14 protein-coding genes and 1 riboswitch are annotated in these 22,200 nt (G+C 70.8%); of the genes, 8 read left to right on the plus strand and 6 right to left on the minus strand.

The features are described 5' to 3' along the window. The first annotated feature begins 11 nt into the window (after nucleotides 1-11). Complete coding sequence (locus tag ABD830_RS17930) at nucleotides 12-1,043, plus strand: hypothetical protein (protein ID WP_344988448.1); 1,032 nt, start codon at nucleotides 12-14, stop codon at nucleotides 1,041-1,043. Between the two features lie 51 nt (nucleotides 1,044-1,094). Here ABD830_RS17930 and ABD830_RS17935 read toward each other — a convergent pair whose 3' ends face one another. From ABD830_RS17935 to ABD830_RS17945, 3 genes are all read right to left on the minus strand, one after another. Next, on the minus strand, nucleotides 1,095-2,399 hold the full coding sequence (locus ABD830_RS17935; RefSeq protein ID WP_344988450.1) for an FG-GAP repeat domain-containing protein: 1,305 nt from the start codon (nucleotides 2,397-2,399) through the stop codon (nucleotides 1,095-1,097). Nucleotides 2,400-2,487: 88 nt separating this feature from the next. Then, the gene (locus tag ABD830_RS17940; RefSeq protein WP_344988451.1) at nucleotides 2,488-6,315 is read right to left on the minus strand and encodes a S8 family peptidase; all 3,828 of its coding nucleotides are present in this window, start codon (nucleotides 6,313-6,315) and stop codon (nucleotides 2,488-2,490) included. 31 nt (nucleotides 6,316-6,346) lie between these two features. Continuing rightward, complete coding sequence (locus tag ABD830_RS17945) at nucleotides 6,347-7,234, minus strand: IS5 family transposase (RefSeq protein WP_378521066.1); 888 nt, start codon at nucleotides 7,232-7,234, stop codon at nucleotides 6,347-6,349. A 279-nt stretch (nucleotides 7,235-7,513) separates the two neighbouring features. Here ABD830_RS17945 and ABD830_RS17950 point away from each other — a divergent pair, with 279 nt between their 5' ends. Then, nucleotides 7,514-7,879 (plus strand): cupin domain-containing protein, encoded by a 366-nt coding sequence (locus ABD830_RS17950; protein ID WP_344988452.1) that lies wholly within the window; start codon nucleotides 7,514-7,516, stop codon nucleotides 7,877-7,879. 80 nt (nucleotides 7,880-7,959) lie between these two features. On the opposite strand, the gene ABD830_RS17955 is transcribed toward ABD830_RS17950, so the two are convergent. Both ABD830_RS17955 and ABD830_RS17960 read right to left on the minus strand, forming a co-directional pair. Continuing rightward, the gene (locus ABD830_RS17955) at nucleotides 7,960-9,393 is read right to left on the minus strand and encodes an N-acetylmuramoyl-L-alanine amidase (RefSeq protein ID WP_344988453.1); all 1,434 of its coding nucleotides are present in this window, start codon (nucleotides 9,391-9,393) and stop codon (nucleotides 7,960-7,962) included. A 5-nt stretch (nucleotides 9,394-9,398) separates the two neighbouring features. Further along, on the minus strand, nucleotides 9,399-10,400 hold the full coding sequence (locus ABD830_RS17960; RefSeq protein WP_344988454.1) for a M23 family metallopeptidase: 1,002 nt from the start codon (nucleotides 10,398-10,400) through the stop codon (nucleotides 9,399-9,401). Between the two features lie 211 nt (nucleotides 10,401-10,611). On the opposite strand from ABD830_RS17960, the gene ABD830_RS17965 reads away from it, so the two are divergent. Beyond that, a complete protein-coding gene (locus tag ABD830_RS17965; RefSeq protein WP_344988456.1) occupies nucleotides 10,612-13,515 on the plus strand; it encodes an AfsR/SARP family transcriptional regulator in 2,904 nt (967 codons plus the stop codon). Here ABD830_RS17965 and tenA read toward each other — a convergent pair. After that, complete coding sequence (gene tenA, locus ABD830_RS17970; protein ID WP_344988458.1) at nucleotides 13,496-14,209, minus strand: thiaminase II; 714 nt, start codon at nucleotides 14,207-14,209, stop codon at nucleotides 13,496-13,498. The genes ABD830_RS17965 and tenA overlap by 20 nt on opposite strands. Then, nucleotides 14,201-14,296, minus strand: a riboswitch (TPP riboswitch). Its footprint overlaps the gene before it by 9 nt. Nucleotides 14,297-15,070: 774 nt before the next feature. Between tenA and ABD830_RS17975 the strand changes: the two genes are divergently transcribed. The 5 genes from ABD830_RS17975 to ABD830_RS17995 all read left to right on the plus strand — a co-directional run bounded on the left by ABD830_RS17975 (nucleotide 15,071) and on the right by ABD830_RS17995 (nucleotide 21,556). Further along, the gene (locus ABD830_RS17975; protein ID WP_344988459.1) at nucleotides 15,071-16,084 is read left to right on the plus strand and encodes a LacI family DNA-binding transcriptional regulator; all 1,014 of its coding nucleotides are present in this window, start codon (nucleotides 15,071-15,073) and stop codon (nucleotides 16,082-16,084) included. Between the two features lie 167 nt (nucleotides 16,085-16,251). Beyond that, nucleotides 16,252-18,375, plus strand: coding sequence for a glycoside hydrolase family 36 protein (locus ABD830_RS17980; protein WP_344988461.1), 2,124 nt, complete (start codon nucleotides 16,252-16,254; stop codon nucleotides 18,373-18,375). A gap of 51 nt (nucleotides 18,376-18,426) precedes the next feature. Next, on the plus strand, nucleotides 18,427-19,752 hold the full coding sequence (locus ABD830_RS17985) for an ABC transporter substrate-binding protein (RefSeq protein WP_344988462.1): 1,326 nt from the start codon (nucleotides 18,427-18,429) through the stop codon (nucleotides 19,750-19,752). A 113-nt stretch (nucleotides 19,753-19,865) separates the two neighbouring features. Further along, entirely contained in the window at nucleotides 19,866-20,723 is an 858-nt protein-coding gene (locus ABD830_RS17990; RefSeq protein WP_344988463.1) for a carbohydrate ABC transporter permease, read from the plus strand. Continuing rightward, nucleotides 20,720-21,556, plus strand: coding sequence for a carbohydrate ABC transporter permease (locus tag ABD830_RS17995; RefSeq protein ID WP_344988465.1), 837 nt, complete (start codon nucleotides 20,720-20,722; stop codon nucleotides 21,554-21,556). The genes ABD830_RS17990 and ABD830_RS17995 overlap by 4 nt, the downstream gene beginning before the upstream one ends. Nucleotides 21,557-22,200 lie beyond the last annotated feature (644 nt).

Below are 22,200 nucleotides of genomic sequence, written 5' to 3' on the forward strand. Positions count from 1 at the left end.
ATTCCTATCCCATGAAATTTAGTGACATGTCGCCCAGGCTCTCCCGGCGTTCCCTGCTTGCCGGTGCGCTCTCCGGAGCCGGTCTCGCCGCGCTGAGCGGCACGGCCGCGTACGCCGACGTGCGGGCGCCCCGCGTGCTGATCGCCACGAACGAGCCGTGGGGCACCTACCACGTGGCCCCGCTGCTGCCCGAGGCGCGACGGCAAGGATGGGAGATCACGCAGCTGGTGCCGGACCTGTCCGGGATCAAGCCGGGCGATCCGGTGCCGGCGGTGACGCCGGACCGCGTTCAGGGCGCCGACCTGCTCGTGGTGACGGGGGCCGGGGACTGGCCGGCGGAGTGCGCGGCGCGGTTCCCGAAGCTGCCGTTGATCGCGAGCTCGCTGGCGTACCAGTTGCCGGTCGAGGCGCCCCGCGCGAAGGAGTTCCGCGGCCGGCTCAGGGCGATCACCGCGTCCTCGCCCGCCGAGGCCAAGGTGTTCGACGACTACCTGGGCACGCGCCGCCCGATCGCGGTCGTGGGCACCCCGCAGACCGACGACCTGCCCCGGCACGCCCCCGAGGACGGGACCGTCCTTGTGCTGACCAGCGTCACCAGGTCGAGCAGCACCGGCGGCTCGGCGCCCGGCACCGAGCTGCTCCTGGCCGCGGCCGAGCGGCTGGCGGCGGCGGGCAAGCACATCCTGGTCGGGCTGCACCCGCGCGAGGACCGCTCGCTGTGGGAGCGGTACGAGATCAGCTCCGTGCCGTCGGTCCAGGCCTCGGCGCGGGCCGAGGCCGCCATCGGCATCCCGGGGACGGTGTTCCCCGTGGTCGCGGCCGTGGGTGTCCCGCTGGTCGGCTGCACGGATCCGCGCCTGCAGATCCCGGAGTACCTGCTGAGCGTCTGCTCGCACACGATCACGGCCGCGGACGAGGCCCTGACCGCCGTGACGGAGGCCGAGCCGGTGTCACGAGAGGTGCTGTACGAAGCGGTGGGGCCCGTCGGCGGCTCGGCCCGCCGCCTGCTCAAGGTGTGGCGGAAGGCGGGCATCCGCGTCTGAGACCCGGCGAAGGCGGGGATCGGCGGCGGAGGCCCGGCGGGCGGGCCGCGTTCAGGGTCTCAGGCTCGACGTGGTGAAGCGGGTCAGGACTCTCCTGCCGTCGGTCACCATGATCGTGAGGTTGTCGAAGCCGGAGGCGAAGAGGAGGTCGTCGTCCCCGTCCCCGTCGTAGTCGCCCGCCGCCAGCGGCGCGGCCTGGCCGACGCCGGGGACGCCTCCGCCGGCCCGCAGGCCGCCGGGGCCGCCCCAGAAGATCCGCGCCACGGTGTGCCTGCGCCCTGACACCGGCCATTCCCTGTCCCCGCCGAAGGCGAGGTCGTCGCGGCCGTCCCCGTTGAAGTCGCCGGCCACCGCGGCGCCCGCCGTGCCTTTGAACACCTTCTGCCGGCCGTCGCCGTAGTAGACGGTCAGCGTCCTGTCGACCGTGGGCGGCTCCGTCTCGTAGCCGGGCTCGTCGTTGCGGCTGCCGTCGTCGCCGACCGCGATGTCCCTGGTGCCGTCACCGTCGAAGTCGCCGAACGCGGAGGCCATGCCCGCGTTGAGCTTACGCCCCTCCTTCGCCAACCCCGAGGGTCCGCCGCCGAGCAGCCAGCCGGGCATCTGGTTGTCGTCGTCCGGCTCGTACACGATCAGCCCTGTCGGGCGCCGTCCTTCGATCTTGTCCACGGCCAGCCGTCCGAGCACGTAGCCGGTCGGCGACGGCTGGACGGTCTGGCGGCTCGGGATCCCCTCGCGGCTGAACGGGCCGTAGAGCACGGCCAGTCCCATGTTGTCCTCCCCGCTGTCGGCCGGGCTGGACATCGCCACGTCGGCGGCGCCGTCGCCATCGTAGTCACCGGCGATGGGCCAGTATTCGCCCCACTTGCTCTCCTTCGGAACCCTCACGGGTGTGGGGAGCGCCCTGGACTTGATGCCGCGCGGGCCGCCCCAGAAGACGTACGGGCGCACCCGGCCGTCCTGGCCGGGCGTGCTCCCGTAGCCCAGGATGTCGCCGAAGCCGTCGCCGTCGAGATCGGCTCTGGTCCCCACCTCTGCTTCCATGCCACTGAACCAGGGCTGGAACGCATCCGATGACACGACGGCCCGTTTCCCCGGATCGAGCCCCCGGGACGAGCCGTAGACCACCGCCAGACGCCGCCGGCCGACCTCGCCGTACGCGACGACCAGGTCCGCCCGGCTGTCCCCGTTGACGTCGTCAGGGCGTGCGTTCGCCTTCTTGGCACGGGGTGTGGACGGCGTCGGAGACGCGGATGCCGACGTGGGCGCGGGCACGGACGCGGTGGGCGGCGGGGAGGTCCTCCGGGGCTCGGGGGAAGGTTCGTCGCGGCATCCCGCGAGCAGAAGGACCGATGCCAAGCAGATGATCATCCTTCGCCGCACAGGCAGAGCTTAGTGGGCGCTCCCTCCCCGCCTCCAGCGCGCCTGGAGGCGGGGAGGGAAGTCTTCACTTCAGGCCGTACGCCCGGTGGACGGTCTGCTCCACGGTGTTGCCCTCGGCGTCCGTGGCCTGGGCCCTGAGCCCCACGGCGCCCGTGGTGCGGGACAGCGCGGGCGGCGTGATGGTGGCGCGTCCCGAGGAGGACACGGGCACCGGGGTCCAGTGGGCGCCGTCGTCGAACGTGACCGAGAGCTTCAGCGCGGTGAGCTTCGCGTCCCGCACCCCGTAGGACCCGTGGTAGCCGGTGACGGTGATCCGGTGTGAGGTGCCCGCCTTGAGCCGGTTGTCCAGGTCGAGGGGTACGTCGTAGCGGAGGTTGAGCCGCCTGACCGGCTCGCACGGCGCCAGCTTGCCCGTGGCGAACCAGGCTATGCAGAGACCGTCGTCCGTCGTGGACATCCCTCCGGTCGGCCGCTTGGACCGGAAGGTCCACGCCGTCTCGACGTCCTTGGCGTACAGCTGCGACGGGTTGGGGGTGTGGAACTTGTCGGTGAGCCGGTAGGCGGCCGCCGTCTCCGGCAGGGTGAAGGTCGGCACGATGAACGCGACGATCGCCAGCACGATCTGGGCCTCGACGAGCGGGATCTCCTGCCCGTCGCGGTACAGGTGCATCTCGTCCTTGCCGCCGTGGACGTCACTCTGGAAGTTGGCGTTGTACGTGTACGCCTCCTGGTGGTTCGGCACCGGCCCCATGACGGGCACGGCCGCCAGGAAGGTGTCCTGCGTACGGCACGGGAAGCACATGGCGACGCCCGCGTCGAGCACCGCGTCGGAGACGACGATGTTGCCCGGCACGCGGGGCTGGATGCCCCACGGCTCCGTGCGCGACCCGGCCTTGGTGAAGATGTCCACGGCGGTGGTCGTCAGCGCGTGCTTGGCGTACCAGTCGTCGCCTTCGTCATATGTCATGGTGTTGGTCCGGGTCCAGACGACGTCCGGCGAGACCGGCCCGACGTACTCGGTGAGGGTCGTCTGCGCGCGCACGGCGTGCTCCATGGACCACGGCCCGGCGTATGCGCCCGGATGGGTCAGCAGCGACGCCGCCGTGCTCAGCTCCACGTCGCCGGGCCGGTCGGCGTGGAAGCGGTCGTCGATCTGCTGCAGGTCGCGCGACCTGATCGAGTAGCGGACGTCGGCGGGGACCCGGCCCTGCTCCGGGAGGAACAGCGAGTACAGGTACGGCGTGGTCGCGACGCCCTCCGCCGTGACCGTCACCGGCCGGCGCCGGGACAGGGCGGCCAGCGCGCGCCCCTGCTCGGCGGGCAGGCTCATGGTCGGGATCGGGTAGGTGGGCCAGCTCGCGGCCGGGTCGAGGAAGGACCGGCCGGCGGCCCCGTACCCGAGGACCGCGGCGGCGCCCGCCTGCTGGGCGGCCTTGACCCGGTCCAGGGCGTTGCCCGTGCAGGCCGTGGCCGGGCACAGGTCCCCGAGGTCGAGCAGGACGAGCTTGCCCCGCACGTCCTGGCCGCTGAGGTCGGCGCCCTTGCCCGCGTTGACCAGCGTGAGCCTGCTGCGGCCGTCGAGCTTGGGCGTCACCGTCTGCAGGTCCGCGTAGCGCGGGGTGAGGTCGGGCCCGCCGGGCACCTTCATGCGGATGGCCGGGGCGCCCATCTGGTAGCGGCCGGTCAGATGGAACGTGCCCTGGGTGACCTTGCGGGTGGGCAGCATCAGGTAGTCGTCGATCCCGTACTGCGGATACAGCGACTCCGCGTCGATGGAGGCGATGCCGTTGGCCGCATTGCGCCGGAAGGTGTACTGGGAGAGGTAGACCTCCGAGTCGCGCGGCGTCTCCACGGAGACCTTGCGCGCCTTGCGCAGGTCGAGCGTGACCGTGGTGTCCTTGGTGATCTCGATCTGCGGCTCGACGGGCAGGGCCTGGGCCCATTCGCCGTCCGCGCCGCGCCAGGCGACCGCGCTCATCACGGCGTAGGTGCCGGGGTAGACCTGCGCCTGGCTCTCGGTGCCCGTGGCCGGGCTGTAGGAGTACTGCAGGTCGTCGCGGTCGTCGGTCCGCATGAGCAGCCACGGGATCTCCGTGTTGCCGGTGGCCCCGTCGGGCAGCACCAGCCGGGTGCGCACGGTGACCTTCCGCGGCTCGACGAACGCGCCCACGGCCGTGTTCACCTGGACGTCGCCGCTGGAGGCCCGCACGTAACCCTCGTACCAGGTGTCGGGGCCCGCCGGGTCGAACGTGACCGTGACCGGCGCGGTGCCGTGCGCGGGGACGGTGACCGTGTCGCGGTCGAGGGTGAGCGCGCGGGCCGGCAGGTCGCCGCGGTGCGCCTTGACGCCGGTGCTCAGGGTGAGGGTCACCGGCTGGTCGCCGTCGTTGGTGTAGGTGAGGGTCTTGGTGACCGGGCCGCTCTGGGGCGAGGGCAGGAAGCCGAAGTCGACGCTGCCGGAGGCGCGTACCTGCTGCTTGACGGCGCGGGCGACGTCCACGCGGCCCGCGCCCTGCTCGTAGGCGTCCCGCCCGTCGCCGTGGGCGGTGCTGGTGAGCGCGGCCTTGAGCTGGACGTTGGTCCAGTCGGGGTGCTCCTGGGCGAGGATCGCGGCGGCGCCGGCGACGTGCGGGGTGGCCATCGACGTGCCGGACGCGGCGGTGTAGCCGTCCTCGGCGGGCTCACCCATGGACGTGCCGCGCGCGCGGGCGGCCACGATGTCCACGCCGGGGGCGCTGATGTCGGGCTTGAGGCTGTAGCCGATCGGGGTGGGGCCGCGGCTGGAGAAGGACGCGAGCGCGTCCGAGCGGTCCACGGCGGCGACGGTCAGCGCCGAGGCGGCGGTGCCGGGCGAGCCGATCGTGCGGTTCTGGCCGTCGTTGCCCGCGGCGATCACGAACAGCGCGCCGGAGTCGGCGGAGAGCTTGTCCACGGCCTGGTCGAGCGGGTTGTCCGGGCCCGGGCAGCACCCGCCGAGGCTCATGCTCACCACGCGGGCCTGCTGGGCGACTGCCCACTGCATGCCTTCGATGATGTCGGACTCGAGGCCGCTGCCGTAGTTGTTCATCACCTTGCCGACGAGCAGCGACGCCTCGGGCGCGACTCCGCGGTACTTGGGGCCGTTGCCCGCGATGATGGAGGCGACGTGCGTGCCGTGGCCGTGACCGTCCTCGGCGCTCGACTCGGAGCTGAAGTTCGCGGTCGCGGCGATCCGGCCGGCCAGGTCGGGGTGGGTGGCGTCGACGCCGGTGTCGAGCACGGCCACCTTGACGCCCGTGCCCTTGAACCCGGCCGCCCACGCCTCAGGGGCACCGATCTGCTTGACGCTCCGGTCGAGCGTGACCTGGACCTTGCGGTCGAGCCAGATCTTCGAGGACGCGGCCCTGGCGGTGGCGACCCCGGACCAGAACTGCCCGGCGGCCTTCTTGTCCACCTTGACGGCCACGCCGTCGATGCTGGCGAGGGCGCGCGCCCCGGCGATCCGCTGCTGCGTCCCGTGCTGGACGATCAGCGGCAGGGTGGGGGTCTCGGCGTCGGAGTAGCCGTTGCCCGCCAGGTACGCCATGTCGAACAGGCCCCTGTCCAGGCGGCCCGCCGACAGCTCGTCCATCACGTCCGTGGGGTAGACGTAGTACGCCTTGCCCTCGCGTACCGACATGAAGAACATCGGTGCGCCGTCGTGCCTCCTGGCCGGCTCGACCTGGGCCTGCGGGCTGCCGTCGGGGGCGGTGCCGTAGGTCACCACGTCCCCGGTGATCAATGTGATCTTCTTGGCGGACTCCCCCGCCGCACCGGCGACCGGCGCCGGGGCCGAGAGGGGGGGAAGGGGGGTCGGCGCTGCCATCCCGGTGGACAGCAGCACGCCTAACGCGACAAGAGAGCGACCGATCATGCGTCTCCTCAGAGATCATCTAGGTCGTGTTTCATAAGGCATTGAGCCACTGGTTGATCGCAGCGATGATGACGACGGCTTCGTAGCGTACGGCGAGCTTGTCGTAACGGGTCGCCATGCCGCGGTTGCCTTTGAGCAGGTTGATGCCGCACTCCACAGCGTGACGCAGCCGGTAGAACGCGGGGTCGAAGGCGGGCGGGCGACCTCCCTTCGATCCCTTGGCTCGCCGGTGAGCGTCCTGGTCGGCCTTGCTCGGAATGCACGCCTTGATCCCACGCCGGCGCAGATGAGTCCGGTTGGCCTTGCTGGTGTAGGCCTTGTCGGCCAGGACCCGGTCCGGGCGGGTCCTGGGACGGCCACCGCCGAGGCGGGCCACCCGGATCTTGCCGAGCACCGGTATGAACTGCGGGCTGTCGCCCCGCTGCCCGGCGGTCACCACCGCAGCCAGCAGCTTGCGGCCCTGCTCGCAAGCCAGATGGGTCTTGGTGGTCAGCCCGCCGCGCGAGCGCCCCAGGCCATGATCGGCCGGCTCGCTGTGCACCCCGCCGGGTGGTTCCTTTTGCAGGTGACCGTCCCGGCGTGCTCCGGCCGCGTGCTGGTGAGCCCGGGTGATGGTGGAGTCCACGCTCACCGTCCAATCGATCTTCCCGGCGGCGTCCGCACACGCCTGCAAGGCCGCCAGGATCCGCGCCCAGATCCCCTCCCGCTGCCAGCGCCGGAACAAGCCATACACGGTGAACCAGTGGCCGTAGCAGGCAGGAACGTCCCGCCACGGCGCCCCGGTCCGGATCCGCCACCGGATCCCGTCGATCAACTGACGCTTGCTCCACTTCGGCGGACGCCCCTTGCCCGATGCGGCAGGCAGATGCGGCTCCAGCGCCGCCCACTGCGCATCAGTGAGGTCGTGCCGCCTCGTCACCACTACGCTGGTCACGAGGTCTCCGGTATTTCGTTCTTCTTGGTCGTTGAACCACCTACCGGAGACCTCTTCGTTCAACGATCACCGACACGCCTCACACACGTGATCTTTCGAAACACGGCCTAGTCCCCGGGAACCATGACAGATCGCAGTAAAGCCGCGAAAGATGATCGAGAGTCCTTTTCCCGCCATGTACGGAAACAGGACAAGCACCGGCAACGGCGGGTCCCGGCGCGGCGATCACGGACGGTAAGCTGGGAATGACGGAAGGGGGACGTCATGATCGAGGTCAAGAGCATCGACAAGCCTGACGAGCGCCGCGACTTCCCCATGGGGCATCTCGAAGTGTGCAACCTGGAGGGCCTGACGTTCGGCGTGGCCACGTTCGAGCCCGGCTGGCGGTGGTCGGCGTCGGTCAAGCCGATCGTGGGCACCGACTCCTGCCAGGTCCACCACAACTGCTTCGTCGTCCAGGGCCGGATGCGCCTGCGGACCGACGAGGGCGGCGAGGCCGAGGTGGGCCCCGGCGACGTCTTCGTCTGCACGCCCGGGCACGACGCCTGGGTGGTGGGCGACGAGCAGTGCGTGGTCTACGACTTCGCGGGCGGCGCCGCCGAATACGCCAGGGGCACCCGTGCCGGCTGATCGGGCCGGCTGATCGGGGCCGGACATGGCTGTGGCCGGATCGCCAGTCCGGTGCGATCCGGCCACAGGTCAGTGGGTGTTCATCCGCAGTGTTCGAAGGGGCTCTCGTACTTGCTGGTGCCGACGCTGCCGCCCCACATGACGCACTTGTCGGCGGCGGCGGCCCTCACGGGTCCGGCGTAGTACTCGAACTTGCCCGCGTCCTCGATGCGGGCCTTGTCCTTCACCTCCAGAAAGGCACTGGTGTCGGAGGCCGTGCCCAGGGAGATCTTCTTGATCGTGGCCACGCAGTTGTTGCCGTTGGCCGAGTTGTAGAGCAGGAAGACCGTGCCCGCCGTGCCGAGGGCCTGCGAGTCGATCACCTTGTAGCCGCTGCCGCACACCTCTTCCGGCGTGTGCGGGTTCGTGCCGCCGCCCCCGCCGCCGCCGGTGACGTACTGCATGTACTTGGTCCAGTCCCAGTAGCGGCCCGGGTCGGTGTGGTCGGTACCGGGGACCTCGACGTGGCCGATGATGTGGGTACGGTCCTTGGGGATGCCGTACCGGTCGGCGATGTTGCGGGTCAGCGCGGCCGACGAGCGGTACATCGCGTCGGTGAACCACGTCGCGTTGTCCACGAAGCCCTCGTGCTCGATGCCGATCGAGCGCCGGTTGTAGTTGCCGGCGTGGAAGGCGCGGTCCTTCTCTCTGACCATCTGGGTGATGGCGCCGTCGGAGGAGCGCACGACGTAGTGGGCCGAGGTGGGGTTCGGCCTGGGCCCGGTCTGGAACCAGTCGATCGTCCCGGCGTAGGAGCCCTGCGTCACGTGGATGACGATGCGGTCGATGGCGTCGCTGGTCGGCCGGTTGGAGACCGCGTAGTTGCTGCTGTGGGCGGGCGCCCACACGGCCGACGGGTAGTCCGTGCTCGCCGCAAGCGTGCCGGGCTTGTCCAGGTCGTCCGCCTTGGCGTACTGGCCGCGGTCAGGCGTCACGGTGCGGGCCGGCACGGTGACGGTCTCGCCACCCGGCGTGGTGGCGCGGATGCCCTGCGCCAGCATGTCGTAGACGGTGTCGGCGTAGAGCCGGGCGACCTCGGGCGCGGACGCGCCGGAGTACTTGGCCACCGCCTGGTACCACTTGCCGGCGTCCTTGCGGGCGGCGGCGGTCAGCCTGAGCTCGTCGGCGTAGGCCCGCAGCACGGCGGCGCCGCCGGCGATGTTGGCCGCGTCGTCCGCCTTCAGCGCCGAGAGCGGCTTCTTGGTCAGCGTGACGGCCCGGTCGAGGGTCTTGGAGGTGACCAGGTGCATCATGCCGTACCCGCCGTCCGCGCTGGGCTGGCCCTTGTGGCCGTCCAGGTGCGTCTCGGAGTACGCGACCGACACCAGCAGGTCACGCGGCACCTCGTAGGCGGCCGCGGCCTTGGCGAACGCGTCGGCCAGCGGGTCGGCAGCGGCGGCCGAGGCCGGGTGCCCCGTGCCCGCGAGCATCGCCAGGGGGATGACCGCGCCCGTCAGGATCATGCGAATCTTCACAGGGTTCAGCTCCCGCAGTGCTCGGACGGGCTGTCATACTTGCTCGAGCCGACGCTGCCGCCCCACTTGACGCACTTGCCGGCGGCCGCGCCGCGGACCGGCCCTGCGTAGTACTCGAAGCTGCCGCTGTCGCTGACGCGGGCCTTGTCCTTGATCTCGAGGTACGCGCTGGTGGCGCTGGCCTTGCCGAGCGAGGTCTTCTTGATCGTGGCCACGCAGTTGTTGCCGTTGGCGGAGTTGTAGGTCAGGTAGACCGTGCCGTTCGAGCCGAGGGCCTGGGAGTCGATCACCTTGTAGCCGCTGCCGCAGACGGACTCGGGGGTGTGCGGGTTGGTGGAGCCGCCGCCACCACCGCACTTGTTCTTCGAGGTCACCGAGGCGATCGGGTAGCCGAAGGTGACGCCGTTGAAGACGGCCTTCTTGATGTTGGCCGGGTAGTTGGAGCCGTTGCGCACCTCGTAGTGGAGGTGGGGGCTGATGTTGTTGCCCGGCTTGCTGGTGTTGCCCACGGTGCCGATCTTCTGGCCCTGGGCCACCTGGGCGCCGGCCGAGACGGCGCGGGAGTTCAGGTGGGCGTAGTACGAGGTCCAGCCACCACCGTGGTCGATCTTGACCAGGTTGCCGTAACCGTTGGTCGAGCCCTGGTGGGCGGAGATGACCACGGTGCCGGCCGCGGCGGCGACCACGGTGTCACCCTTGTCGGCGTCGGGCGTGCTGCCTCGGTTGAAGTCGATCTCCCACGCCCTGTGGGCGCTGCTCCCACTGTTGTTGCCCGTCCAGGTCTGGCCGCACGGGAACGGGAGCTGGAAGCTCGGGGCGGCCAGGGTCGAGACCGGCGGGACGTCCACCTGGTTCGGCGGGTTGCCCATCTCCCCCTCGTCCTCCTTCGGCGAAGGCGATGCCGAAGGGGTCGGGGTCGGGGCGGCCCACGCCGCCGTCGCGATCGAGCTCGTGGCGAGGCTGAAGAACAGGGCAACCCCGGCCGTAAGCACCCCTCTGGGTCTCATGCGGATACCTTTCTGCGCGCGCCAGGAGGGGGTGGTCCCCGCCCGGCACCGCGAACTGTCCGTTGGATCTTTCGAAGCGCTCTTGCTGGGGACCAAGATTGCGAGTACTGCATACAAATAACATCCAAAATCGGTATAAAGGCCCTTCCAGCTTGATACGCCTCACCCACGGGCGCCCCGCCCGGCGTCCAGCTCAGGAGAACGCGCGGTCATGGTGGTTGAACAGCCCGTATTCAGTGTTCTCGGGCCGCTGCAGGTCCGGGGTCCTGAAGGGCCCCTTCGGATCGCGGGCAGGAAGCCCAGGCTCCTGCTCGCCTCGCTGCTGCTGGACGCCAATCAGGTGGTCAGCTCGGACGTGCTCGTCGAGGTGCTGTGGCCGCGGGTGCAGCCGTCGTCCGCCGTGGCCAACCTGCGCACGTACGTGAGCTCGCTGCGCTCGGCCGGGGTCCAGATCGTGGCCCAGGCCTCCGGCTACGCGATCGAGCTCGATACGGACCGGCTGGACGCCCTGCGGTTCGAGGAGCTGGTGACCGGGGCGCGGGCGGCGGGCCGTACCGATGAGGCCTTCGAGCACTTACGCCGCGCGCTGGCGTTATGGCGCGGGACACCGCTCGGCGACCTGCCCGCCAGCCCGCTGTGGGACGGGCGGCTGCGCGCGCTCACCCAGGCCCGGCTGGCCGCGGCCGAGGAGCTGGCCGAGCTGAAGCTGGCCCGCGGCGAGCACGCCGGCGCGATCGACGACCTGCGCGCGCTGATCGGCGAGCACCCCTACCGGGAGGATCTGTGGCAGCGGCTGATCCTCGCCCTGCACCACAGTGGCCGGCGGGCCGAGGCGCTGCACGCCTACACCACGATCAGGCGGCAGCTCGTGGACGAGCTGGGCATCGAGCCGGGGCAGGACCTGCGTGACGTGCACGCCTCCGTGCTGGCGGGCGACCCGGCGCCCGCGCCCGTGACGGCGGGCGACCCGCCTGCGGCGCCCGCCGCCGCGCCCCACCAGCTTCCCGCGGACGTGCCGGACTTCACGCCCCACCAGCTCCCGGCGGACGTGCCGGACTTCACCGGCAGGGCGGCGGACGTGGCGGCCCTGACCCAGGCCCTGTCGGCAGGCGAGCGGCCGCCGGACGGGCCCCCTTCGATCGCCGTGGTGACCGGGCCGCCCGGCGTCGGCAAGTCGGCGCTGGCCGTCCACTGCGCGCACGCCCTGCGCGCCGAATACCCGGCCGGGCAGCTCTACCTCTGCCTGGGCGGCACCGAGGCGACGCCGGCCGACCCCCTCGACCTGCTCGCCGAGGCGCTGCGCGCGCTCGGCGTCGCGGAGCCGGCCCTGCCGCCCACGCTGCGCGAGCGGGCCTCCCTGTACCGGTCCCTGCTGGCCCGGCGGCCCATGCTGGTCTTCCTCGACGACGCCGCCGACACCGCGCAGGTACGCGCCCTGCTGCCCGGCCACGGCTGCGCGGTGCTCGTCACGAGCCGGCGGCGGATCGCGGAACTGCCGGGCGCCCTCCAGCTCGAGCTCGACGTGCTGGCGCCCGCGGAGTCCGAGGAGCTCCTCGGCAAGATCGTCGGCGCCGAGCGGGTGGCCGCGGAGCGCGAGGCCGCGCAGGCGATCATGCACTCCTGCGGCCACCTGCCGCTGGCCGTCAGGGTGGCGGGGGCCCGGCTGGCCGGGCGGCCCGGCTGGCCGCTGAACGTGCTGCGGCAGCGGCTGGACGACGAGACGAGCCGCCTCGACGAGCTGCGCGCCGGCGACCTCGAGGTACGCGGCTCGTTCGAGCTCAGCTACCGCCGGCTCCCCGGCGACGCGGCCCTGGCCCTCCGCGCGCTCGGCCTGCTCGGCTCGCAGTCCGTGCCCGGCTGGGTGGCCGACGCCGTGCTCGACCGGCACCGGTCGGACACCGTGGTCGACACCCTCGTGGACGCCAACCTGCTGCGCCTGGCCGGCACCGACCCCGTCGGCCAGCCCCGCTACCGCCTGCACGACCTGGTCCGCTGCGCCGCGAAGGAGAAGGCGGGCGCCCCCACCATCGACGGCGCCGAACGGCACGCGCTCGTCAGGGTGCTCGGCGGCTGGCTGACCGCCGCCGAACACGCTGCCACGCAGCTGCCGACCACCCTGTTCGGGCTGACGTCCGACGGGGCGCCCCGCTGGAGCCTGGAGCGGGAGACCCTCGGCCGCCTGACCGCCGAGCCGCTGGCGTGGTTCGACGCCGAGCAGGACTCCCTGGTCGAGGCCGTACGGCTGGCCGCCGACGCGGGCCTGGCCCAGTCCGCGTGGGGGCTGGCCGCGACCCTGGTGCCGTACTTCGACCTGCACTGCCGCCTGGAGGAGTGGCAGACCACGCACCGCGTCGCCCTGGACAGCGCCCGCGCGGCCGGCGACCGCCACGGCGAGGCCGCCATGCTCCGCGGCCTGGCACAGGTCTGCGTCTACCAGGACCGCTACGCCGAGGCCGGCGACATGTTCCGGCGGGCGCGGGTCATCTTCCACGAGCTGGGCGACACGCGGAGCGAGGCGATCTCGATCTGCGGGCTGGCGGCGGTCAACCAGTTCTCCGGCCGGCATCTCAGGGCGCTCGGATCCTTCAGGCACGCGCTGGCCATGTTCCTGGCCATCGGGGACAGGAGCGGCGAGGCGTACGCGCGGCAGGCGATCGGGCGCGTCTACCTGTCGCTGCGCGACGTGCGCCAGGCCTCCAGGTGGCTCGGGGACGCCCTGCGGCTGGCCGAGGAGCTCGGCGACGCCCACCGCGAGGGCTGCGTGTCGATGCAGCTCGGCCGCCTGTACGACCTGGTCGCCGAGTCCGACCGGGCCATGCGCTTCCAGGGGCACGCGCTGGACATCTTCGAGGCTCTCGGGGATCGGCACTGCGGCGCGTACGCGATGCGGAACCTGGGCGGGCTCCAGGTGGCCAGGGGCGACCGGTCGGACGGCTCCGACCAGCTGGAGCGCTCACTGGTGATCTTCCAGCAGCTCGGGGACCGGAGCGGCGAGGCCGACACGTACCAGTCGCTGGGCGAGCTGTACCACTCGTCCGGGCGCTCCGTGCTGGCCCGCCACTACCTGCACCAGGCCCACGAGCTGCGCAGGGAGCTCAGCGAGTCGTTCGCGTGACGGCGGGGTGTCCGGCCAGCCACCGCTCCGTGGGCCAGCTCTCGAGGCGCCACGCGCTGTCCCAGAACATCCACTCGTACTCGGTGGCCCGGCAGAACGCCTCCTCCATCGCCCGGCGCGTCCCCGGGTCGGCGAGCTCGGCCAGCCGGTCCACGAGCGCCCTGGCCTGCTCCACCGAGGCCGCGAAGGACGGGTCGGAGTAGGTGGCGATCCAGCTCCGGTACGGGTGGTCGGCGACCTCCGCCGTGCGCTCGAGCAGCGCCGTGCCGACGTCCTGGTAGACCCAGAAGCAGGGCAGCACGGCGGCGGCGAGCACGGGCAAGGGGGCGGCCAGGGCCGTGGCCTGCAGATAGGAGGAGTAGGCCAGGCAGGTGGGCGAGGTGGCGACGGCTTCCGTCTCGGCGGCCGCCAGGCCGAACTGCTGCAGGTAGCCGGCGTGCAGGCCACGCTCGACGACCAGCGCCGTGTGCGCGCTCCGGGCGAAGAACGCGGCGTCGGCCGGGTCGGTGGCGCGGGCCGAGGCCGTCGCGAGCACCTTGGAGTAGGCCACCAGATAGCGGCCGTCCTGGACCAGGTAGAACGCGAAGCGGTCCCGGTCGAGGGTGCCGTCGCGGAGCGCGGTGTTGAACGGGTGGTCGTGGATCGCCTCGAGCAACGTGGCCGTGCGCATCCACATCTGCTCACAAAAAGTCACCGATGACGTCCCTTCGCTAGTGCGAACTAGATCAGGTTCGACGGGTGTGATCTCAGCCCGGCCTCCCGGGCACCCCGCGTCACGGTGAACGTTAGCAGAGGATCAGAAGCACCATCCATTGGTGTCGGGGGCGTGCCATTTGATGGCAATCCGTACCACCGCGCGATCACCGACGCCTCCACGTCGTGATCTTTGGAAACACCGCCTCCAGGATTGATCACGGACGTGCTCGGAGCGAGCCGGGGCCGGAACCGGCCGCCCGGTCAGCCTGGAGCCCGGCGGAGGCTACCGGCAGCGGTATCAGACGAGCCGGGTCAGGGTTGCGGGAGTCCCGTGTATCGAGGCGGCGACTGGTGTCGCCGACGCTGGTCGGGCGCGGCGAAGAGCTCGCCCGGCTGGTGTCGACGGTGTTGCAGCCACCGGCCGTGGCCCTCATCGAAGGGAAGACCGGTGTCGGAAAGACCCGGCTGGCCTCCAAGCTACGCGCGCGCGACTGGGCGGCACCGGTAACGGCGCCGGCGGGGCCGCGGGCGATCGCTGCGACAGCTCTCCAACGCCGGCGGCCGCCGCTCCCCCAGCACCGCCACGTCACCCGTGCGCAACCAGGTGAACGCCGCATCGTCCCACGACCCGCCGTCCACACCTACCCCCGACCCAGCAGCCCGCCGCCTCGCTCAGCGGCTGGTCGGATCAGGCCTCGGCCATGACCGCGCGGATCAGGGGGCCGCCGCTGACGGGTGATCCCGAGTGCGCGAGCGATCTCCTTGGGCGAGCCACCCTGGCCACGCAGCTCGCGTGCCTGTCAGAGGCGGAGGAGCCGCCCGTCTGAGCCTTCACCTCCTGGTATGTACGCTTACCGGTGTGACCCGCCGCCCGCACACCCGCCCTCCCATCCTCGCGGACGTGGCGAAGGCCGCCGGCGTGTCCGTCCCCACGGTGTCTCGGGTGCTGAGCGGGTCCGCGCCGGTGAGCGCCGACAAGCGCAGGCAGGTCCTACGCGCGATCCAGGAGCTGGGATACCGCCCTAACGCCGCGGCGCGCGCCCTGGTGACTGGCCGGCGCTCCATCATCAGCGTGCTGACCAGCGACACCACCCGATACGGTTATGCCAGCACGATACGGGGGATCGAGGAGGCCGCCCGCGCGGTCGGCCTGGTGGTCGCCCTGACGATGCTGGACGGCGACGACGAGGAGTCGGCGCGGGTGGCCGTGGACCTCGCGCTCGACCAGCCGCTCGCCGGGATGATCGTGCTCGAGTTCGATATCCAGGGCAGCCGGGCGCTGGCGGCATTGCCCGACACGCTCCCCGTGGCGGCGGTGTCCTCCGCAGGGCAGGGCAGGAGCGTCCCGCGCGCCTTGTTCGACGATCACGCCGGCGCGCGGGATGCGACGAACTACCTGCTCGGACTGGGCCATCGCACCGTGCACCACGTGGGGATACCGGCCTCCGGCCGGCCGAGCGGGCGGCTGCTGGGCTGGCGGGAGGCGCTGGAGGCGGCGGGAGCCCCGGTTCCGGAGATCGTGGAGAGTGACGGGACCCCGCGCTCGGGCCTCGAGGCCGGCGCGCGCCTGGCCAGGCGCGACGACGTGACCGCGGTGCTGTGCGGCAACGACGAGGTCGCCTTCGGCGTGATCAAGGCCTTGCAGGACGAGGGCTCGCGGGTCCCCGAGGACGTCAGCGTCGTCGGCTTCGACGACCATCCGCTGGCCGAGATCTGGACTCCTTCGCTGACCACGATGAGCCAGGACTTCGCCGAACTGGGGCGCATGGCGGTCGACTTCCTGCTCGGCAGGCTGGCAGGCGTGCCGGTCGCGGCGGCGCGGTCGACCCCGCGCCTGGTCGTGCGCAAAAGCACCGCTCCACCCGCCGGCTGACCTCGGCCCAGGACCCCTGGGAAACCCGCGCGAACGCGTGGTCATGCTCCTTCACGGCATCTCGTGTTGAAAGCGTTATCAGACCATTTCCCGTGGTCCCCTTGCCACATCGCTTGATAAACGTTTTCATAGCTAAACCGCACCATATGTCCGGCTTTAGGAACGTGATGACGAGCAGAACAATCCAGTGGCGTACCGGCTCACTCGACCTGGTACTCGAGCGGCCCGAAGACGCTCCGGCCCGCATCGTGAGGCTCGGGACCGCGTCGCCCGCACCGAGCCCCGTGGCTCCGTTCCGGGTGCAGCCGCTGGTCGAGCTGATGGTTCTGGGGGAAGGCCGGGGGCTGTCCAACACCCGGTTCACTGACACCGCCGCCGGATCGCGGCTCCGGTTCGTGGACGCCGTCGAGCGGGCGGACGGCGACTGGCGCGAGCTGCGGGTGAGGCAGCGTGACGAGGTGACCGGGCTGGAGGCGACCAGTGTCTTTCGCGCCAGGACGGACGTCCCGGCCCTGCAGACCTGGACCGAGGTCACGAACACCGGGTCGGCGCCCCGGGTTCTGCAGATGGTGTCGTCCTTCGCCTCCGGCGCGCTGGCCGAGACGGCGGACGACGGCGACCTGGTCCTGTGGCGGGCGCGCGCCGACTGGTGCGCAGAGGGCAGGTGGGCGGCCATCCCGCTGTCCGGGCCGGACGGGCTGGCGGACATCAACAGCGAACTGCACCAGCACGACGGCCGGGGCGCGCTCGTCACGGTGAGCAAGAGCACCTGGTCCTCGGGCGAGTACCTGCCGACCGGCGTGCTGGCGAGCGCCCGCACCGGCCGGGCCTGGGGCTGGCAGATCGAGCACAACGGCGCCTGGCGCTGGGAGGTGGACCGCCGCCGCGACGGGGCGAACGCCGTCTCCCTCGTGCTGAGCGGCCCCACCGACCTCGACCACCAGTGGAGCACCCGGCTGCTCCCCGAGGAGAGCTTCGTCGCTGTTCCCGTGTCCGTCGCCGTGTCCGACGAGGGTTGCCAGGGAGCGCTGGCCGCCCTCACCCGGCAGCGGAGGGCGATCCGCCGCGCGCATCCCACAGGCGACACGCTGCCGGTCATCTTCAACGACTACATGAACACCCTCATGGGCGACCCGACCACCGAGCGCCTGCTGCCTCTCATCGACGCCGCCGCGGAGAGCGGCGCCGAGTACTTCTGCATCGACGCCGGCTGGTACGACGACGGCGGGAAGTGGTGGGACAGCGTCGGCGAGTGGCGCCCCTCGACCGGCCGCTTCCCGGACGGCGGGCTCGCCCGGGTCTTCGACCGCATCAGGGCCAGGGACATGCGCCCCGGCCTGTGGCTGGAGCCGGAGGTCGTCGGGGTACGCAGCCCGGTCGCCGCCATGCTGCCCGACGAGGCGTTCCTGAGCCGGAACGGCGAGCGGGTCGTGGAGCACGGCCGGTACTTCCTCGACCTGCGCCACCCCTCCGCCAGGAAGCATCTCGACGAGGTGGTCGATCGCCTCGTGCACGACTACGGCACCGGATTCTTCAAGCTCGACTACAACGTCACCCCGGGGCCGGGCACCGACCGGGGCGCGCTCCAGCCGGGAGAGGGACTGCTCGAGCACAACCGGGCCCACCTGGAGTGGCTGGACGCCCTGCTCGGCCGCCACCCGGAGGTGATCTTCGAGAACTGCGCCTCGGGAGCCATGCGGGCCGACTACGCCATGCTCTCCCGCCTCCAGCTCCAGTCCACCTCCGACCAGCAGGACTGGCGGCTCTACGCCGCCATCGCGGCGTCCGCGCCCGCCACGGTGCTCCCCGAGCAGGCAGGCAACTGGGCCTACCCGCAGCCGGGGATGCACACGGAGGCTCTGGCCTTCACCATGATCAACGGTCTGGCCGGACGACTCTACCTGTCGGGGCATCTCGACAAGATGAGCCGGGCCGAGCGGGAGCTCGTCGCGGACGGGGTGGCCGTGCACAAGCGGATCAGGGCCGAGGTCGCCACGGCCGAGCCGTTCTGGCCGCTGGGGCTGCCCGCCTGGTCCGACGACGTCGTCGCGCTGGGCCTGCGCACCGGTGACACGGTGCGCCTTGCCGTATGGCAACGCGACGGCGGGCCGCACGACATCCAGGTGGACCTGCCCGGCCTGCGCGGCCGCCGGCTGCGGGTGGAGACCGAGTATCCGGCGACGCTACCCGGCTGGCAGCACCAGTGGGACGCCTCCACCGCGCGGCTCACGGTGCGTCCCGCCGTACCCGGACCGTCCGCACGCCTGCTCCGCCTGCGGCCGGAGAACTGATCCCTTTTCAGCGTGGCAGCCCTCACCTCCCACCACACACCAGGAGAATCCATGAAGACGCGACGCCTTTTCCGCGCAGCAGCCGCCGCCACGTGCGGGGCGCTGCTGCTGGCCGGCTGCTCGGCGGGCAACCCCGGGACGTCCTCAGCCACAGCCGGGCCGGTCACCACGACCTGGCCTGACCCGGGCGCCGGCCTGCAGGGCGTGACCCTCACCCTGTGGATGTCGACGCAGACCGCCGCGATGGCCGACAACGTCATCAAGGCGTTCGAGGCCAAGACCGGAGCGAAGATCAACAAGGTCGTCATTCCCGACGTCTACGAGACCAACGCGCCGACCAAGCTGGCCACGGGCGCCAAACCGGACCTCGCCACCTGGCAGCCGACAGGCAGCATGCTCTCCCTGCTCAAGCCGGCCACCGACCTGCAGAGCCTGGACGGCGCGCCGTGGCTGGCCAAGCAGACGCCGGCCATCCAGAAGCTGGGTCTGGTGAACGGGCATCACTACGCGGCCTTCGTCAACGTCCCCTCCGTTCTCGGTGTCTTCTACAACAAGTCGGTGTTCCAGAAGGCGGGGATCACGAGCACGCCCAAGAACTTCAACGAGTTGCTTTCCGACGCCCAGAAGATCAAGGCGAAGGGGGTGGCGCCGTTCTTCGGCGCCGCCGGCGACCAGTGGCCCACCCAGTGGTGGCCGCAGGTCCTGCTGGCCGAGGCGTCGAAGAAGGGCCTGTGGGAGCGGGTCAGCCAGAACAAGGAGAAGTTCACTGATCCGGAGATCCTCGGCGCCGTCCGGCAGTTCCAGGACATGGTGAAGCAGGGTCTGTTCAACAAGGACGACAAGACCTCCAAGTACACCGAGTCCGGCCCAGCCCTGCTCAAGGGCGAGGCGGCGATGGTGCTCCAGCTCACCTCGTTCGCGTCGCTGATGCAGTCGACGGCGGACACGGCGACCATAGACCGGGAGATCGGCTGGTTCCCGATCTCCAAGGACGGCAACATCGCCACGTCGGTGCCCGGCGGCGACAACGCCCTGGTCGCCTTCAAGACCGGAGATCCGAAGCGGGAGTCCGGCGCCCGGCAGTTCCTGCGGTTCTGGCTGGAGACCTACTACCCCGACTACGTGAAGTCGGCCGGCACCGTGTCGATCGAACCCACCGTACCGGCTCCCGCCGGGGTGCCGGAGGTCGTGAAGCAGGCCTCGGCCGCGCTGGACGACGCGGCCGGCTCGATGCAGCAGAACGCCGCGGTGAACCCGGACTTCTACGTGAACCTGGCGAACATGGTCAACGGGACCATGACCCCCGAACAGGTGACCTCCACTACACAGTCACAGTTCGCCCAGCTCGCCCAGGCACTCGGGATCCAGGGCTTCTGACGGCGGGCGGGGGCACGGACCCCCGCCCGCCCCCGCCATCACACTGAAAGGTGTGCAGGATCGCCATGATCCCTTCTCATTCGGCCGCTTCCGGTCGCTCGCCGCGGCGAGCGGTGTTGTACCCGAGCTCGTTCCTCGCTCCGGCGTTCGCCGTGCTGGCCGTGTTCTTCTTCCTACCGACCGTCTTCAACTTCGTCTACGCCTTCACGGACTGGTCGGCCTTCCATGACGACATCCGCCCCGTGGGGCTGGCGAACGTCAAGGCGGTGCTGTCCAACGGCGCCCTGCTGTCGTCACTGCGGATCACCATCGTCTACGCGGTCCTGGTGGCGATCATGCAAACGGGGTTCGGGCTGGGACTCGCTCTCCTCCTGGAGCGCGACACCCGGATCAACCGGTTCGCCAGGGTCGTCTTCTTCGTCCCGGTGCTGATGTCCGCCCTGGCGGTGGGGTACACCTTCCAGGCGCTCCTCAAGCCCGACGGTCCGCTCAACGGGCTCATCGGCGCTCTCACCGGCCAGCACGTGACGATCCCCTGGCTCGGCAGCACCACCTGGACGGTGGTGACGGTGGCCTTCGTGAACTCCTGGAAGTGGATGGGGCTGGCGATGGTGATCTTCCTGGCCGGTCTCAAGACGATCCCGGCCGACGTGCTCGAGGCGGCCAGGATCGACGGCGCCGGCAGGTGGAGGACCTTCCTGTCCATCCGGTTCCCGCTGATCGCCCCCGCGGTGACCTTCAACGTCGCGACCGCGCTGCTGGGCTCCTTCAACGGGTTCGACACGATCCTGGCGACCACGGGGGGAGGGCCCGCACAGCAGACCGAGGTGCTCGACATCTACATCTTCCGCGTCTACGGCAACGGCCTGTTCGCCCAGGCGACCACGATGAGCCTCGCCCTCCTTCTCCTGGTCGCTCTGCTGGCCTTCCCTGTCATCGGCTACCTGCGCAAGAGGGAGCGTGTCCTGTGAGGATCTCCGCCCGGGGCTGGTCCCGCCTCGTTCACCCGGCCGTCGTCATCATCCTGACCGCCGTCGTCATCGGAATCCCGCTGTGGCTGGCCCTGGTGACCTCCGCCAAGTCGCAAGGCGAGGCGAACCTGCCCGACCTGTCCCTCCCACGGGTGTGGCACCTGTGGGACAACTACTCCCAGGCGTTCACGCAGGGCCACATGCTGTGGGCGCTGTTCGGCAGCCTGCTGGTCATGGTGCCGTCCGTCGCCGGGGTGCTGATCTTCGGCTCGCTGGCTTCATGGGTGCTGGCTCGGCGGGCAGGGCGCGTCATGGCCGTGCTCTACTCGGCTGCGATCAGCGGGATCATCCTGCCCCCGGCCGTCGTCACGATCGTGCTGCTGCTCCGGCAACTCCACCTGGCCAGCACGCCGATCGGCATGATGCTGGTCTACATGGGCATGTACATGTCCCTGGTGATCTTCTTCGTCACCGGCTTCGTGCGGACCATACCGGTCGAGGTGGAGGAAGCGGCCCGCATGGACGGCGCACGGCCGCTCGGCATCTTCATCAAGGTCGTCCTGCCGCTGCTGCGCCCGGTCATCGCGACCGCCACGATCCTCATCTGCCTCTACATCTGGAATGACGTCTTCTACGCCTTCTTCGTGCTCGGCGGAGGGACGTACTCGACACTTCCCCTGAACCTGTACTCGGTGGCGAGCAGCAACCTGTATCAGAACAACTGGAACCTCGTTTTCGCCTACGTCGTGCTCATGAGCCTGCCGCTGGTCGTCGTCTTCGTCGTCGCCCAAAGACGGATCATCTCCGGCATCACCGGAGGAGCCGTCAAGTGACGGCGGTCCACTGCTGGTTGGGCTGCCCGTTGCAGCCCCAGATCTATGCCCTGCGGGTTCATCGTTGAGGTCGAGCACTTCCTGCGATGTGTGCGCGAGCGCTGTGGGGTCTGCTGGAGGAATCGCAGACAGCAGCCGGTAACCGGTGACGCTGTCCAAGAACGAGCGGCTGATGTCAGAGGGCTGGGCCCGGCGCCGCATCGTCCACCACCGCTTCCGGACGAACCGGCCCGGGTGGACGGCGCCGACCCCGTCCATGGAGGTCGCCATGGATGGCCGCGACCGTTCGCACCCAGATAGAGCCTGCCGTGAATCCTGGGATCGCCGGCAAGGGCGTATTCGGCGTCGCCGTACTGGTGCCGGGCGTCGTTGATCCGCCTCCGGCGCCGTCCCGCGTCGTCGGACCTGAACAGGCCGTTCACCCCGTGACCCGCCTTGTCCGGGACCGTCTTGAACCCTGGCCACACCCTTCCGACCGGCGGGCAGTCCGGCCGCGGGTGTGGCGGTGAGCAGCCAGTCCAGCAGCGGAACCCAGCGGTCGCGGTCCCAGCGATAGACGCAGCCGATGTCGGTGCGCGGGTGGACCAGGCCGCGCCGGCTCTGGTTGAAGCGGCCACGAGGCAGAGAACGTTATCTGGGGACAT

This window comes from Nonomuraea helvata, assembly GCF_039535785.1.
Taxonomy (GTDB): Bacteria; Actinomycetota; Actinomycetes; order Streptosporangiales; family Streptosporangiaceae; genus Nonomuraea; species Nonomuraea helvata.

What these genes read in the sequence shown, in the direction of transcription:
- ABD830_RS17930 (WP_344988448.1), top strand. Translation starts at nt 12, where the DNA reads ATGAAATTTAGTGACATGTCGCCCAGGCTCTCCCGGCGTTCCCTGCTT.
- ABD830_RS17940 (WP_344988451.1), bottom strand. Translation starts at nt 6,315, where the DNA reads ATGATCGGTCGCTCTCTTGTCGCGTTAGGCGTGCTGCTGTCCACCGGG.
- ABD830_RS17950 (WP_344988452.1), top strand. Translation starts at nt 7,514, where the DNA reads ATGATCGAGGTCAAGAGCATCGACAAGCCTGACGAGCGCCGCGACTTC.
- ABD830_RS17960 (WP_344988454.1), bottom strand. Translation starts at nt 10,400, where the DNA reads ATGAGACCCAGAGGGGTGCTTACGGCCGGGGTTGCCCTGTTCTTCAGC.
- ABD830_RS17965 (WP_344988456.1), top strand. Translation starts at nt 10,612, where the DNA reads ATGGTGGTTGAACAGCCCGTATTCAGTGTTCTCGGGCCGCTGCAGGTC.
- ABD830_RS17980 (WP_344988461.1), top strand. Translation starts at nt 16,252, where the DNA reads ATGACGAGCAGAACAATCCAGTGGCGTACCGGCTCACTCGACCTGGTA.
- ABD830_RS17985 (WP_344988462.1), top strand. Translation starts at nt 18,427, where the DNA reads ATGAAGACGCGACGCCTTTTCCGCGCAGCAGCCGCCGCCACGTGCGGG.